General features: G+C 53.6%; 12 protein-coding genes and 1 pseudogene. 4 read left to right on the forward strand and 9 right to left on the reverse strand.

All coding sequences use genetic code 11. The features are described 5' to 3' along the window. Window positions 1-2: 2 nt before the first annotated feature. On the reverse strand, window positions 3-629 hold the full coding sequence (locus tag NWF31_RS11780) for a 50S ribosomal protein L25/general stress protein Ctc (protein WP_258360697.1): 627 nt from the start codon (window positions 627-629) through the stop codon (window positions 3-5). A 100-nt stretch (window positions 630-729) separates the two neighbouring features. Here NWF31_RS11780 and NWF31_RS11785 point away from each other — a divergent pair, with 100 nt between their 5' ends. Beyond that, a complete protein-coding gene (locus tag NWF31_RS11785) occupies window positions 730-1,392 on the forward strand; it encodes a PRC-barrel domain-containing protein (protein WP_258360698.1) in 663 nt (220 codons plus the stop codon). Here the strand turns inward: NWF31_RS11785 and NWF31_RS11790 are convergent. The 5 genes from NWF31_RS11790 to ispE all read right to left on the reverse strand — a co-directional run bounded on the left by NWF31_RS11790 (window position 1,389) and on the right by ispE (window position 6,555). Then, entirely contained in the window at window positions 1,389-2,336 is a 948-nt protein-coding gene (locus tag NWF31_RS11790) for a ribose-phosphate diphosphokinase (RefSeq protein WP_258360699.1), read from the reverse strand. The two genes, NWF31_RS11785 and NWF31_RS11790, sit on opposite strands and share 4 nt — an antisense overlap. A gap of 63 nt (window positions 2,337-2,399) precedes the next feature. After that, window positions 2,400-3,782 (reverse strand): bifunctional UDP-N-acetylglucosamine diphosphorylase/glucosamine-1-phosphate N-acetyltransferase GlmU, encoded by a 1,383-nt coding sequence (gene glmU, locus NWF31_RS11795; protein ID WP_258360700.1) that lies wholly within the window; start codon window positions 3,780-3,782, stop codon window positions 2,400-2,402. A 318-nt stretch (window positions 3,783-4,100) separates the two neighbouring features. Further along, window positions 4,101-4,877: a nucleotidyltransferase family protein gene (locus NWF31_RS11800; protein WP_258360701.1), complete on the reverse strand. Its 777-nt coding sequence runs from the start codon at window positions 4,875-4,877 to the stop codon at window positions 4,101-4,103. 16 nt (window positions 4,878-4,893) lie between these two features. Beyond that, window positions 4,894-5,592 carry a GntR family transcriptional regulator gene (locus tag NWF31_RS11805; RefSeq protein WP_258360713.1) on the reverse strand — a complete coding sequence of 233 codons (699 nt, stop codon included), beginning with the start codon at window positions 5,590-5,592 and terminating at the stop codon, window positions 4,894-4,896. Window positions 5,593-5,697: 105 nt separating this feature from the next. Continuing rightward, window positions 5,698-6,555, reverse strand: coding sequence for a 4-(cytidine 5'-diphospho)-2-C-methyl-D-erythritol kinase (gene ispE, locus NWF31_RS11810; protein WP_258360702.1), 858 nt, complete (start codon window positions 6,553-6,555; stop codon window positions 5,698-5,700). Window positions 6,556-6,801: 246 nt separating this feature from the next. On the opposite strand from ispE, the gene NWF31_RS11815 reads away from it, so the two are divergent. Then, window positions 6,802-7,083: a late competence development ComFB family protein gene (locus NWF31_RS11815; protein ID WP_258360703.1), complete on the forward strand. Its 282-nt coding sequence runs from the start codon at window positions 6,802-6,804 to the stop codon at window positions 7,081-7,083. A gap of 1 nt (window position 7,084) precedes the next feature. On the opposite strand, the gene NWF31_RS11820 is transcribed toward NWF31_RS11815, so the two are convergent. Together NWF31_RS11820 and NWF31_RS11825 are read right to left on the reverse strand one after the other, a co-directional pair. Beyond that, a complete protein-coding gene (locus tag NWF31_RS11820; protein WP_277999003.1) occupies window positions 7,085-7,765 on the reverse strand; it encodes a response regulator transcription factor in 681 nt (226 codons plus the stop codon). Between the two features lie 60 nt (window positions 7,766-7,825). Continuing rightward, a complete protein-coding gene (locus NWF31_RS11825; RefSeq protein WP_258360705.1) occupies window positions 7,826-8,761 on the reverse strand; it encodes a polysaccharide deacetylase family protein in 936 nt (311 codons plus the stop codon). Between the two features lie 357 nt (window positions 8,762-9,118). Here NWF31_RS11825 and NWF31_RS11830 point away from each other — a divergent pair, with 357 nt between their 5' ends. Both NWF31_RS11830 and nifJ read left to right on the forward strand, forming a co-directional pair. Further along, window positions 9,119-10,402, forward strand: a complete 1,284-nt coding sequence (locus tag NWF31_RS11830; RefSeq protein WP_258360706.1) for a DUF4830 domain-containing protein — start codon at window positions 9,119-9,121, stop codon at window positions 10,400-10,402. Between the two features lie 336 nt (window positions 10,403-10,738). Further along, entirely contained in the window at window positions 10,739-14,257 is a 3,519-nt protein-coding gene (nifJ, locus tag NWF31_RS11835) for a pyruvate:ferredoxin (flavodoxin) oxidoreductase (RefSeq protein WP_258360707.1), read from the forward strand. 204 nt (window positions 14,258-14,461) lie between these two features. Here nifJ and NWF31_RS11840 read toward each other — a convergent pair. Beyond that, window positions 14,462-14,816: pseudogene (locus tag NWF31_RS11840) on the reverse strand (DUF342 domain-containing protein); the annotation flags it as partial.

Raw genomic sequence — 14,816 nt, forward strand, 5'->3', positions numbered from 1 at the left:
GCTTATTCCGCTGCCGGTGTTACTCCTTCCCCGGTAGCCTCTCCGGCGCTTTCTCCCGCTTCAACGGCCCGGTTACTTACCACCGTGGCAATTAAGGCTTCGGGTTCGGAAAGAATTTTTACACCCGGCGGTGTTTTAATGTCGCCAACGGTCAGATGTTCGCCGACGCCCAGGTTGCTGACATCTACGGTTATAGTCTCAGGCAAATCGGCAGGGAGCCCCTCGACCTCTATTTCCCGCAGTCCGTACTGGAGGATACCTCCCTGTTCAACACCCCTGGCTTCCCCTTCCAGGATAACCGGAATTTCAGCCCTAATTTTTTCATCCAGGGAAATCTGGTACAGGTCCACATGGTTAATTACACCTTTTACTGGATGGCGCTGGACCTCCCTGATTACCGCGGCGTATTCTTTCTCCTCTCCTTCCCCGGTAATAATTACCTTCAGAATAACATTTTCGCCTTCCCGGGTAAGGAGACGTTCCAGCTCTTTCAAGGGAATGGCCAGGGGGATATTACCGGCTTTTTTCCCGTAAATGACGCCGGGTAACTTACCCTGCCGGCGTAAACGCCTTGCCGTCTGTTTACCAGTGTCAGGCCGCACTTCTACCAACAGTGTCTGGGCTTGCATAATCCCAACTCCTTTCAGTATTTAAGTTTAGCCTACCTGGAAACAGCATAAACCCCCTGGTAGCTGAATAAGCATGTAAATAAGCCGGGAGGTGAAAAAGATGTTTTATACCAGCAAAAAGCTCATAGGCATGCCTGTTGTCAGCCTGGCCGACGGCCATCAGCTGGGGCGCGTCAAACGCCTCATCATTGACCAGCATAAAATGGTTATTGCCGCTTTCACCGTGGACCGTAAAGGATGGTTCAAGGAGCAGCCGGTAATCCCTTACAGCCATGTTAAAAGCGTCGGTAACCATGCCATCACCGTAGACCAGGCCGCTGCCGTGGTGAAATTAAGCTCCCAGCCGGAATTGGAAGCCCTGGCCAAGCATCCCCTACCCCTGCTGGGAGCCAGGGTTATAACCGAGGAAGGTACTGTCATTGGCACCGTAGATGATTTTCGTTTCGACCCCCAGGACGGCAAGATTTATTACCTGGATATTAAAAGCGGGCTCCTCCACGGCAGCAGGGGCCTTGAAACCGGCCAGATTATCACCTGTGGCCGTGACGCCCTGATAGCCCGGGCGGGAGCCGAAGAAACCCTCCAGAAGCCCGCCGGCCTGTTAAGCGTCAAATGGCAGGAAACTGCCGCCGGGGCCGGCAAGGCCCTTCAGGAAGCCCGGGGGATCCCCCGCCGGGCAGCAGAGGTTTTTAACCGTTACCGCCAGCGCTTCCCCCTGGGCTGTAAAAAGGACGGTGACCCCCCCTCCGGGGCCGGTAACTAGTCGAAAAGTTTACTGACGGACAGGTCTTTGTGGATGCGGATAATGGCTTCCCCCAGGAGGGGAGCTACTGAAAGGCGTCGCAATTTGGCAATAGCCTTGTTTTCAGGTACAGGTATGGTATTGCAAACGATTATTTCCTGCAGCGGTGATTCCTCCAGGCGTTCCAGGGCCGGCCCTGACAGCACAGGATGGGTACAGCAGGCGTATACGGCCCGGGCACCCTGATCAATTAAAGCTCCGGCCCCCTGGCAAATTGTCCCGGCTGTATCAATAAGGTCATCGATCATGATGACCGATTTATTTCTTACATCACCGATAAGATTCATAATCTCGGCCACATTTGGTGCGGGGCGTCGCTTGTCAATGATGGCTATTTCGGCCCCGATGCGTTCGGCAAAATTTCGCGCCCGGGTCACCCCGCCGAGATCCGGAGAGACCACTACAGCCCGTTCCAGGCCCTTACTGTTGAAATAATCGGCAAGTATTGGTACGGCTGTCAGGTGGTCAACCGGTATGTCAAAGAAGCCCTGGATAGCTGCTGCATGGAGATCCATAGTCAGGACCCGGTCGGCGCCGGCGGCGGTTATTAAGTTGGCCACCAGCTTGGCGGAGATAGGGTCCCGGGCCCTGGTCTTGCGCTCCTGGCGGGCATAGCCATAGTAGGGTACTACTGCGGTTATGCGCCAGGCCGAAGCACGGCGCAAAGCATCGATTAAAATTAAAAGTTCCATAAGATTGTCATTGACAGGCTCGCAGGTGGGCTGGATGACGAAAACATCCTCCCCCCGGACGCTCTCATCAATGGCAATGCTGATTTCGCCGTCGCTGAAACGGCTCACCTTGGCCGCGCCCAGGGGTACACCCAGATAGGCGCCAATCTCCCGGGCCAGCTCGGGATTAGCATTGCCGCTAAAGATTTTTAAACGGGCGTTTTCAGTTTCCATTTTCTTTTAATTAACCTCCAGGTCCCTGGGTCAAGGTTTAATGCTGTATTTACTTCGCCTTTTTTACCCTTTTTCCTGCCTTTTTTCGTCGCCTTTTTTACCCCTGGAGGGTAAATTAACCTGCCTTTCCCGGGCCAAAGCCAGTGCTCCGGCGGGCACATCTTCGGTAATGGTAGAACCGGCACCCACCAGGGCGCCCGCTCCTACCTTAACAGGGGCCACCAGGTTGGTATTACTGCCAATAAAGGCACCATCCTCAATAATCGTCGGCCACTTCTGCCGCCCGTCGTAATTGCAGGTAATAGTACCGGCACCTATATTTACCCCGGCACCCACCATAGCGTCACCAAGGTAAGTCAGGTGCGGCACCTTGGAACCCCGGCCAACCCGCGAAGCTTTAATTTCAACAAAATCTCCCACTTTAACTTCTCTTTCCAGGTTGGTTCCCGGCCGCAAATAAGCAAAGGGACCTACCTGGCAACCGGGGCCAATGGTGCTTTCCAGGACTACGGCGTAGGTTATGGTACTGCCATCACCCACCCGGCTGTCCCGGATGGTAGTCCCGGGACCCAGGCAGCACCCGGCACCAATAATAGTATTCCCCTCAAGAAAGGTGCCCGGATAAATAACCGTGTCCCGGCCCACGGTTACCGTAACATCTATATAAGTCGTTTCCGGATCGATGATGGTTACCCCGTCCCGCATGAGGGCGGTATTGATCCGGCGCCGCCATACGGCCCCGGCTGCCGCCAGCTGGACGCGGTCATTGACGCCCATAACCTCCTCGGCATCCCCGGCAACAAGAGCCTCAACCCGGAGCCCCTGGTCGACGGCCAGGGCCACAACATCGGTAAGGTAATATTCACCCTGGTCGTTATCGGGTTTTAACCGGGCCAGGGCCGGCCAGAGAAAGGCGGCAGCAAAACAGTAGATACCGGTATTAATTTCGTTAATTGCCTTCTCAAGCGGGGTAGCATCCCTCTCTTCCACTATACCTTTAACCTGCCCCTGCCCGTCGCGAATAATGCGCCCGTAACCGGTTGGATCGGCAACCCGGGCTGTTAAAACTGTCACAGCTGCTCCCGTATCCCGGTGTTGCTGTAAAAGCCCGGTCAATGTCGCCGGCCTGATCAGGGGGGTATCACCGCAAAGGACCAGAATGGTACCTGCTTCCCCGGCAGCTTCCCGGGCCCGGGCCAGGGCATGACCGGTGCCCAGTTGCTTTTCCTGGTAGGCGTATTTCTGCTTTTCCCCCAGGGCAGCCTTGACTTCCCCGGCCCCATGGCCTATGACGATAACATTATCCTCAATGCCGGCCTCCCGGGTTGCCGCCAGGACGTGCTGCAAGAGATTGCGCCCGGCTATCCGATGGAGTACCTTGGGCAGCCGGGAGTGCATGCGTTTCCCCTGGCCGGCAGCCAGGATAACGGCAACTGTTGCGGCCATTAGATCTCCTCCGCAAATAAGGTTCTACCAAATCAGGCGGTTATTGGCTGGCTTCTTGCGGGCGGGAGGGCTCAGGCTCCGGGCTCCGGTGGTTCTCGGCTAGCAAACTTGGCGCTCAGCCTTGCTCGGCGGCGGGGGTGGCTTGGCTTTATCTCTTTGAATAATCGTGGCGGGGAGAGGGACTCCTAGTTCCTAAAATTACTTCGCGAACCCCATCCCGTTCACCGCTGCCTCACTTCGGCTTCGCGTAAAGTATCTGGCGCCTCGAACCAAGTCGCCCTCCGCCTGCACCCTCCGCCCCTTGCTCAGCCCATATTTTCATTGTTCGTGGCGGTGACGCCAACCCCCATGGGGAGGCTCCTCCGGGGGCTCTTTGGGCCCATCGCCGAGAACCCGGCGGGCTAGTTCCAGGTCGCTTTCCTTATCAACGTCGATGCCAATTTCAGGAAAAGGGGAGATTATCCCTGCCCCCCGGGCTCCCAGCAGGCGGGAGAAATTCTTTTCGGCTTCGGCAATGGTCAAGCGATGGGTTAAAAACTTTACTATAAACTTGAAGCCTGCCAACCGGCTTAAAGCAAGGGGGCTCTTGCGCAATCTTACCAGTTCCTGGCCCCGGCGGGCACAGGCAAGTAAGGCCGCCGCCTTGATTAAAACCATATTGCCGCCGGTAAAAGTTCCCTCACGGAGGCGGACATAGGTACGCTTGACGCCGGGGTAGAAGGCTTCATTACATTCCCGGCTGACAATAGGATAATAAAAATCCGCCGGTCTTTCCCGGCAGCGATCCAGGAAATCCTTGACGGCTTCCGGTTTTAGCAGGGGAATATCGGCGGTAACAAGGAGCAACCATTCGGCCTCCGGGAAGGCTGCCGCCCCGTTCAAGGCGCTGTCTACAGCCGTTCGACCGGCCGGCACCAGGATGGCGTCAGGGGGAAGGACTGGGGCGAGTTCCTGCGGACCGGTCACTGCCAGTCTCCGGATACGGCCTGAAGCCAGGAGGGCCTCCACTACCCAGGCAATCATGGGACGGGAACCAACAGGTAACAGGGCCCGGCCTCCTCCATCCCCGGCAAGGACAACGGCATCTATCTCCAACCTTTAACCCCCTCTTTTATTTTTTAGGGCTTCTGCTGGCGCGCATTTCTTCCCGGATAGCCTCCATCATCCGGTTCTCAGCGTTTTCGATGTGTTCCTGGGCCAGGCGCCTGGCAAGTTCTACGTTGCGGGCGGTAATGGCTTCCACCAGCTGTTTGTGTTCTTCCAGGGCTTCCGGCATCCTGCCCGGCGTTCCCAGGGAAGTAGTACGAAAACGCTGTATTTGTTCCCGCAGGTTATTGATAATTTGCACCAGGCGGTCATTGCGGCTGGCCCGGTACAGGACTTCATGGAACTGGGTGTCAATCTCAACAAGGGTCTCCAGGTCTTTGGCCGCCACGCAGTCGGCCACCTTTATTAACAGGCGCTCCAGTTCGTCTAACTCTTCCTCCGTGATGCGTTCACAGGCCAGACCGGCAGCCAGGGACTCCAGGGCGGAGCGAATTTCAAAAACATCGGCAATATCCTTGGTCGAAAGGTCGGCTACATAAGCTCCCTTGCGGGGTACCATAACGATGAAACCTTCCAGCTCCAGCTTGCGAATGGCTTCCCTGACGGGGGTACGGCTGACACCCATTTCTTCTGCCAGCTGGACCTCCATGAGCCTTTCGCCTGCTTTAAGCTGGCCGTTGATAATGGCCTCCCGCAGGGCTTCAAAAACTATTTCACGTAATGGCTTATAGTTTTCCAGTTTGCCGTTAAGGAGGTTTTTCATTGGACTGCTTTTACCATTGCCGTTTAACAAGCACATACCCCCTCGCAAATTATCCATGAACTATAACAGGAAGGCCCAGCCCCCTGCCTGTTCATACGCACCTTTCTACAGGGTAGAAGTTACAATTGTCTCCGGGTAATCCTGCTGCAGCCGGGCGGCGATGGTAAATGCCTTTTCCCGGTCGGGAGCCACCCCGAAAACAGTTGGGCCGCTGCCACACAGGACAGCCCGTTTCGCCCCGGCAGATAAAAGCTTTATTTTAATATCCCTCACTTCCGGGTACAGGTGACAGGTCACTATCTCCAGGTCATTGCCCAGGGCCTCAATAAGCTGCTCCCGATCTCCGGCTTTTAAGGCTGCCACGGCCTTCCCTTCGTCAGGAGGTTCCGGATTCTGCCGGTATGGTGCCGTATCCCACCTCTGGTATACGGCCGCCGTGCTGACGCCAAAGGAAGGTTTCACCAGTACCAGCCACAGCCCTGGAGACGGCGGTAAAAGGCATAATTCCTCTCCCCGGCCCCGTCCCAGAGCTGTACCTCCAAGGACACAAAAAGGTACATCTGACCCCAGCTCGGCCCCTTCCCGGGCCAGTTGCAGCGGTGTCAGGCCAAGATCATACAGGTAATTAAGCCCCACTAACGTAGCCGCTGCATCACTGCTCCCCCCGCCCAGACCGGCCGCTACAGGAATTCTCTTGATAAGGCTGATGTGTACTCCCGGAAAGCCGTAACGCTGCTGGAGGAGGATAGCCGCCTGGTAGACCAGGTTACCGGGACCATCCGGTAGGGTGGCCCCTTTAACTTCAATTTTAATACCCCCGGAGCGCCTCCTCAAGATGAGGGTGTCCTGCAAGGCAATGCTCTGGAATATAGTGCTTATGTTATGAAAGCCATCCGCCCGGCGGCCTACGACATTCAGGGTCAGATTTATTTTACCATAAGCCCGCACTTTCAAGGCATCCAAAAAAGGCATCTCCTTAATTAAACTTTTAGCGAGAATTTATTTCAAGCCGTGATGGAGTTCCCTTTTTTTACTATAGCTATTCTCACCCCCGTGGTCAGGGGGTATACCGGCAATAGTCGCGTAATTTTAATTTTTAAATCCGGCGGAAATAGAAGGAAGGAACACGGGAAAAGGCGAATATTTAGGCTAAATCCCAAAATATAATTACCATATAATTACCGGTTCGAAGGTAGGAAGGAGAAGCCAATGGCTAAGGACCTCTTTTTAAAAAATTATATGGAAGATTGTGTATGGGAACTCCTGGACCAGGTCCTGGAACAGGATACAGAAGCCTGCCGCTGTGATACCTGTCGTCACGATATTGTAGCCCTGGCTTTAAACCAGTTGCCACCCCGGTATGCAGTCCGGGAAAAAGGTGCCGTTTACTCCAAACTGGCCCTGCTGGAAGCCCAGCACCGTGCCGATATTTACCGCGCCCTCACCCAGGCCCTGATGAAGGTCAAAGAAGCCCCCCGGCACAACTTCTAAATTAATCGCTAAATTTATACCCCACCCCCCGCACGGTAAGGATATACCGTGGATGGCTGGGGTTTTCTTCTATTTTTTCCCGTAAATGCCGGATATGAACATCGATAGTACGCGTATCGCCGTAATATTCACCTTCCCAGAGGCGTTCCAGCAGTGCTTCCCGGCTGAAAACCCTTCCCCGGTTTTCCGCCAGCAGGTGCAGGAGCTGGTATTCCTTCAAAGTCAAGTCGACGGGTTTCCCCTTTACCGTAACTACATGGCTGGCCGTGTTAATTACCACGTCGCCAACGGCGATGATTTCGTCCTCCTGGCGCTGGTTTTCTGCCGCCCGGCGTAAAATAGCGCGAACTCTGGCCACCAATTCCCTGGGGCTGAAAGGCTTGGTAAGGTAATCATCGGCCCCCAGTTCCAGCCCCAGAACCCGGTCAATCTCTTCCCGGCGAGCCGTAAGCATAAGAATAGGAGTATTGCCCCTGGTCCTCAGGCTGCGGCAGACTTCAAAACCGTCTACATTAGGTAGCATTACATCTAAAATAATAAGGTCGGGCTTCTCCGTAGCTGCCTTCTCCAGGGCCTCTGCACCATCCCCGGCCGTCACGGTAGTAAAACCCGCCTGCTGCAGGTTAAAGGATACCAGTTCCAGTATCGCCGGTTCATCATCAACAATCAGCACCTTGGGCATTGCCTTCACCACCATTCGCGCCTATTATAACATAATTTAAATTAAAAGCCCTTACTGAATTTATAACTCGTTTAAAGTTCCAAAGGTATAGCCCCTATTCTTTAATTCCCTTATTACATCGCCCAGGACCTCGGAATTACTGCGGCTAACACCATGAAGAAGAAGCACCGAACCGGGAAAGGCGCCTTTGAGAATTGTTGTCCTGGCAGTATCTAATCCCGGCTGTTCATCGGTCAACCAGTCACGGTAAGCAAAGCTCCACAACACGGCCCGGTAACCATTGTCCCCGGCAGTCTTTAAGACCATCTCATTGAAGACCCCTCGCGGGGGTCGAAAAAAGGTCGTAGCGGGTAACCCCAGGGCAGCCAACCGGCGGTCGACACCCTTCAGTTCCTTGGTAATTTCTTCAGGAGCAAGGCTGCTTAAATCCGGGTGCGTTTCGGTATGGTTACCAATAATATGTCCTTCCGCAGCCATCATCTTAACAAGCTGGGGTTGTTTTTTGACAAAATCGCCGGTAACAAAAAAGGCCGCTTTTACATCTTCCTCCTTTAAAATATCTAAAATCTTAGCCGTATAGCCGGCTTCGTAGCCAAGATCAAAGGTGAGGTAAAGAATATTCTGCAGCGGGCCGGCAAAGATACCATTATATTTAGCCAGTAATTTTTCTATTTCTTCTGCCGTTCGGGCCCTGCCGTCCTTTAATTGATACCAAAAACTGTAAGTTTCGGAAGATAAAGTTTCTTCCCTTTTCGTCTCTGTACCCGTCGCCGCCCAATCAGGCTCCTGTTCCACCCCCCCGATTTCCTGTACTTTATCCTCAGCCGTGCTATCCTTTTGTTGTTCCCCGGGTACAGCGTTTTGATTATCCGCTACTGCCCGGGGTATCTCTTTTACATGAGGGATACCGGATATGGTCGAAACACGGGAACAAGCGGTGATAATGTAAAGGAATAAGACAGTGAGGATTAAAAAGATGATTTTTCTAATCTTCATCGCCCCGCTGTAAAATAAATTAATCCAAACCTAAAAATCAACGTTTAGTAACGATTTTAGTATACCATACCTGCCTGGCCGGGCCAACAGGTACGCTATTTTTTGATTTGATAGGATATTAGGGTTTCTGGCCTCGGACCCTGCGATAAATCACGTTGAGACCGCGGGCTGCCCTAAAACTGTAAATTTGCGGAAATAACAGTCGGGGCTTTTTTGCAAAAACTATTTGCACTTCCCTCCTTTGGGTGTACAATAACTCCCATAAAGTATAATTCTTATTTCCAGATGGGGAACCTTATTTTGGGATAATACGTCTATAATTTTATGAGCGGTATTAAATTCTGAAGGGGAATATGTATGCGCAGGGGTTTATTTACCATCTTAATATTCGTGACCGCTTTTATCATTTTAAACATAACCGGCTGCCAGACCCGCAAGGAGACCGTTGCTTCCTTTAACGAATTTAAAGACGAGATTACCGGGCTGGAGTTCTATGTAACCCAACAGGCAGGAGTAGAACCCCGCCAGGTTATAAACCTGGTTGACAGGCAACTGACCCAGCGCTTTTTACAACTCCTCGGTCCTCTTCCCAAAACCGATCCGCCGCCAAAATCCTGGTATGGCAGCAAAGACTACCTTGCTTTTAAGTACGTAAAAAACAGTGAAACCATTGCCAGCAGGCAATATCCTTACTGGCATCAGGATAACGGTCCCGGTTACCTGGAACTGGAAGACGGCTGGCATCAAGTACCGGCAGAGTTTGCCACCAGGCTTGTGCCCCTGACCGAATACACCGAAGCCTCCAGCGACATCGACCCGGCCGATGCCGCCTTTCTAAAACAGTACGGCTGGACTATCTTCTATAAAATTAAAAGTTATAACGGCCGCCTCCCCGATAATTTTATCCACGAATCCGGGGAATATCCCGTTGCCCTTTACTATGCCTACAACAATGAACTGAGTAAGGATGTGGGCCTTGACCTTAGCCCGTACCTGGGTAAGAGTGTAACCGTCAACCTTTATAAAATCGAAGAACCTTTGCCGGCTTTTATGGCCCCGCGTCAGGAAGCCAACCGGGCTGTCGTTGTTAAAGACGGCCAAAAAATAGTCGGCGCCTGGCTCGATGCCGGCCGGCATGATGCCTTTGCCTGTTCCCTTAAAGGGCGCCACCTGGAAGAAATTACAGGTAAAACCTGGGGCGAGTGGGTAGATCAGTATATTAACCATGATCACCCCCAGGAAAAACTAATCAGCCAGATGACGCCGGAAAAGGTTATTGAGACCTATTACGAAGCCATTGACAACAAAGATCCCCGGACCGCCCATGCCACGGAAACCAGAAGGCGCCTGGTAAGTTACCTGTTTCGCAACATGGACAATAACCGCCTCTATAATTATTCATACGCTACCAATGATGACGACGAAATAAACAATATCATCAGGGCTAAAGTGATCCGAATCCAGCCCTACGACGATCCTTCTTTAGATCAGTCAGAGGTTAAGAAATACATGGTGGAAGTAGACATCAACGTCCGGCGGGTAATCAGCTATGACAGCGGTCGCCAGATTCGTTTTATTACCCTGCGAAGGGAAACCCCGACCACCGGATGGCGCATCGATGGTATTGGCACGGGACCCTAACGGGTTGAAGTTGGCCGATCGGTAAAAAACCCGGGGCATGGTTGCCCCGGGTTCCTCCTCCCCCCCTTTCTTCCGGGTTATACCCTTGCCTGGAAGCAATAATAACTATGCCCTCCCCTTTAATACCCTAACCCAACGCTTTCAATAGTAATATTTTTCACGTATTCAATTAAATTGTTTGGATTATTGTTCTATTATAACTTCTATTATAAATATGTATTATGGGTATTGCATACTTGGTATTGACCACTTAAGCCTCTAATGATAGATTAATAGAGGAATAAAATATAGGGACCAGGGGTATGGTTAAATCTTTGGTGAAGGAGAATGCCCAATATGCCCAAGCAACCATTTGATGGCAACACTGCAGCCGCCCATGTGGCTTATGCCATGTCCGAGGTGGCTACCATCTACCCCATCACGCCATCCTCGCCCATGGCCGAAATTGCCGATGAATGGGCCGCCCACGGCCGCAAGAACATTTTTGGCAAGCCCCTGAGGGTTATCGAGATGCAGTCAGAGGCTGGTGCCGCCGGGGCTGTCCACGGTTCCCTGGTCGGTGGTGCCCTGACCACCACCTTTACTGCTTCCCAGGGGTTATTGTTGATGATCCCCAATATGTACAAGATCGCCGGTGAGCTTTTGCCCTCTGTTTTCCACGTAGCTGCCCGGGCCCTCTCCACCCACGCCCTGTCCATTTTTGGCGATCACGCCGATGTCATGGCCGCCCGGCAGACAGGCTTTGCCATGCTGGCTTCCGCCTCGGTGCAGGAAGTCATGGATCTGGCCCTGGTTGCCCACCTGGCGACCCTGAAAGCCAGGGTACCCTTTGTCCATTTCTTTGATGGTTTCCGGACCTCCCACGAGATCCAGAAGATCGACGTCATCGAATACAAAGATATGGCCAGGCTGGTGGACTGGGAGGCTATCCGCGCTTTCCGCGCCCGCGCCTTAAATCCGGAACATCCCCACCAGCGGGGCACGGCCCAGAACCCGGATATCTACTTCCAACAAAGGGAAGCGGCCAACCCCTATTACCTTGCCACCCCGGGCATTGTCGCCCAGGTTATGGAGCAGGTGGGCGCCCTCACCGGTCGTTATTATCACCTCTTTGATTATGTAGGCGCGCCGGATGCGGAACGGGTTATTGTTTCCATGGGGTCATCCTGCGAGGTTATCGAAGAAACGGTCAATTACCTTGTGGACAAGGGCGAAAAGGTCGGCCTCATTAAGGTCCGCCTCTACCGGCCTTTCTCGGTCGAGCACTTCCTCAAGGTGCTACCGTCTACTGTACAACGGATAGCCGTACTGGATCGCACCAAGGAACCCGGCGCCGCCGGCGAACCCCTGTACGAAGATGTCCGTTCCGTCCTGGCCGAAAATGGGAAGAATCTCCTTGTCGTTGGCGGCCGCTACGGCCTCGGCTCCAAGGAATTTTCCCCGTCCATGGTTAAAGCCGTCTTTGACAACCTGGCGGCGGACACGCCCAGGAACCATTTCACCGTGGGCATTATCGATGATGTCACCAATACTTCCCTGGAAGTCAAAGAATATATCGATACGACACCCAAAGGGACTTTCCGCGGCAAGTTCTTTGGCCTGGGTTCCGACGGTACCGTAGGGGCCAACAAAAACTCCATTAAGATTATTAGCGATCATACCGAACTTTATGCCCAGGGATACTTTGAATATGACGCCAAAAAATCGGGTGGTGTCACCATCTCCCACCTGCGCTTCGGCACCCAGCCCATTAAATCGTGTTATTTAATCGATCAGGCGGATCTTATCGCCTGCCATAACCCTTCCTATGTCACCCGTTATGACCTGCTGGAAGGTATCAAGCCGGGCGGGATTTTCCTCCTGAATTCCCCCTGGAGCGCCGATGACATGGAAACCCGCCTGCCGGCTGCCATGAAGCGGGCCATTGCCAGTAAGAAATTGCGCTTCTTTAATATCGATGCGGTAAAAGTCGCCCAGGAAGTCGGCCTTGGCGGGCGCATCAACGTCATCATGCAGGTCGCCTTCTTTAAGATTGCCAATGTTATCCCAGTAGACGACGCTATCAAATATATTAAGGATTCCATCGTCAAGACCTACGGCAAGAAAGGCGATCAGATCGTCAACATGAACCTGGCCGCCGTAGACCGGGCCCTGGAAGGCCTGGAAGAGATTAAGTACCCGGCTACCTGGGCTGAAGCCCTGGACGAAGCAGCAGCCACTACGCCTGAGGATGAGCCTGAATTCATCAGCAAGGTCGTACGGCCCATTATGGCCCTGAAGGGCGATCAACTGCCGGTCAGCACCTTTACTCCCGACGGGGTCTTCCCCACCGGTACCACTAAATATGAAAAACGGGGGATTGCCGTTAATATTCCCCAGTGGCTGCCGGAAAACTGCATCCAGTGCAACCAGTGCTCCCTGGTTTGCCCCCATGCCGCCATCCGGCCTTACCTGGCCAAACCGGAAGACCTGGTCCAGGCCCCGGCTTCCTTCGTCACCAGGGATGCCATTGGTAAAGAGGCTGCCGGCCTTAAGTTCCGCATCCAGGTATCACCCCTGGACTGCACCGGTTGCGGCAACTGCGCCGACGTCTGCCCGGCCAAGGTCAAGGCCCTCACCATGGTACCCCTTGACGAAGTGGTGGCCGTAGAGAACGAAAACTATAAATTTGCCGAGCAACTGCCGGAAGTAAAGGTTAATTTCAACCCGGCCACCGTTAAGGGCAGCCAGTTCCGCCCGCCCCTGCTGGAGTTCTCCGGTGCCTGTGCCGGTTGTGGCGAGACACCTTATGTTAAACTCGTTACCCAGCTCTTTGGCGACCGGATGATTATTGCCAATGCTACCGGGTGTTCGTCCATCTGGGGAGGCAGTGCACCGACCTGTCCCTACACCTTCAACCGCCAGGGCCATGGTCCGGCCTGGGCCAGCTCCCTTTTTGAGGACAACGCCGAATTCGGTTACGGTATCAGCCTGGCCGTGGAAAAACGCCGGGAAGAGTTAACCGATGTTATTACCAGGGTCCTCGAAGCCCCGGTAAGCGCCGCCTTCAAGGCCGCCTGCGAGGCCTGGCTGGCCGGCAAGGAAGACGCCGACCGCTCCCGGGAGTTCGGCGATCAAATTAAAGCCCTCCTGCCGGAAGAGATCAAACAGGCCGACGGCGGGGTTAAGGACCTGTTGCTGGCCGTCGACGGGCTGAAGGATTACCTGACGAAAAAATCCATCTGGATCATCGGCGGCGACGGCTGGGCCTACGACATCGGCTACGGCGGCTTGGACCATGTCCTGGCCAGCGGCGCCAATGTCAACATCCTGGTCCTGGATACGGAGGTTTACTCCAACACCGGTGGCCAGTCCTCCAAGGCCACCCAGACCGGTGCCGTGGCCAGGTTCGCTGCCGGCGGTAAATACACCAAAAAGAAGGACCTGGGTCTCATGGCCATGTCCTACGGCTATGTCTATGTGGCTTCCGTAGCCATGGGAGCCAGCCATACCCAGCTGATCAAAGCCCTGGTAGAGGCGGAAAAATACGAAGGTACTTCCCTGATTATTGCCTATGCACCCTGCATCAATCACGGTATCGACATGAGCCACAGCCAGCTGGAAGCCAAAAAAGCCGTCGAATCCGGGTACTGGCCCCTGTATCGCTACAACCCGGACCTGATCAAAGAAGGTAAGAACCCCTTCATCCTTGATTACAAGGCTCCTAAAGCCAGCTTCCGGGACTTCCTGATGGGCGAAATTCGTTACACTTCGCTGCAAAATCTCTTCCCGGAAAAGGCCGAAGAACTCTTCGCCAAGGCTGAAGCCGACGCCAGAGCCCGTCTGGAATACTATAAGAAGCTGGCGGAAGGGTAGGCCCTATAGCCTGTAATCAAAGGCCAGGAGTTAAAACTCCTGGCCTTTTTAACTCTCAACTAAACATGAGCAACCGTCTTCTCAAAACTTATCTTCCTGCAGCCGCTTAATCAGGTCTTCTTCCCTGGCTTTTTTAATGGACAGGACATGTTCATTCAAGTACAAAACCCCCCTTCAGGGGGTTTTGTATCCGGCTCGCTTCTATCAGGCTGGAATAGTACGCCTGGCCAGGTTTCCTTCCCGGTCAAGCCATAGCCGCACTCCCCATTCTTCCTGAACAAAAGAATACTGGCGGGAACCTATACGGATGGAAGTATTCTCAAAAGCATGAGCTATGGTAACAGTAGCCCCCGCCTGGGTTTCGACCCTGGTACTCGTACCAGTACGGGAGCCCAGTTCCTTAATATAAACGTCACCCTGGGCCTGGATCTCACCACCGCGGAAAACACCATGCACAGCTACCGATTTCCCGGCCTGGAGCCTGGTATGATAACAGCCTTCACCTATTACTTTAATGTTACCGGTGGCTACAACGGTTGAGTTAAGGGCGTAGTGAATT

Source organism: Neomoorella sulfitireducens, from assembly GCF_024733845.1.
Lineage (GTDB): Bacteria > Bacillota > DSM-521 > Neomoorellales > Neomoorellaceae > Neomoorella > Neomoorella sulfitireducens.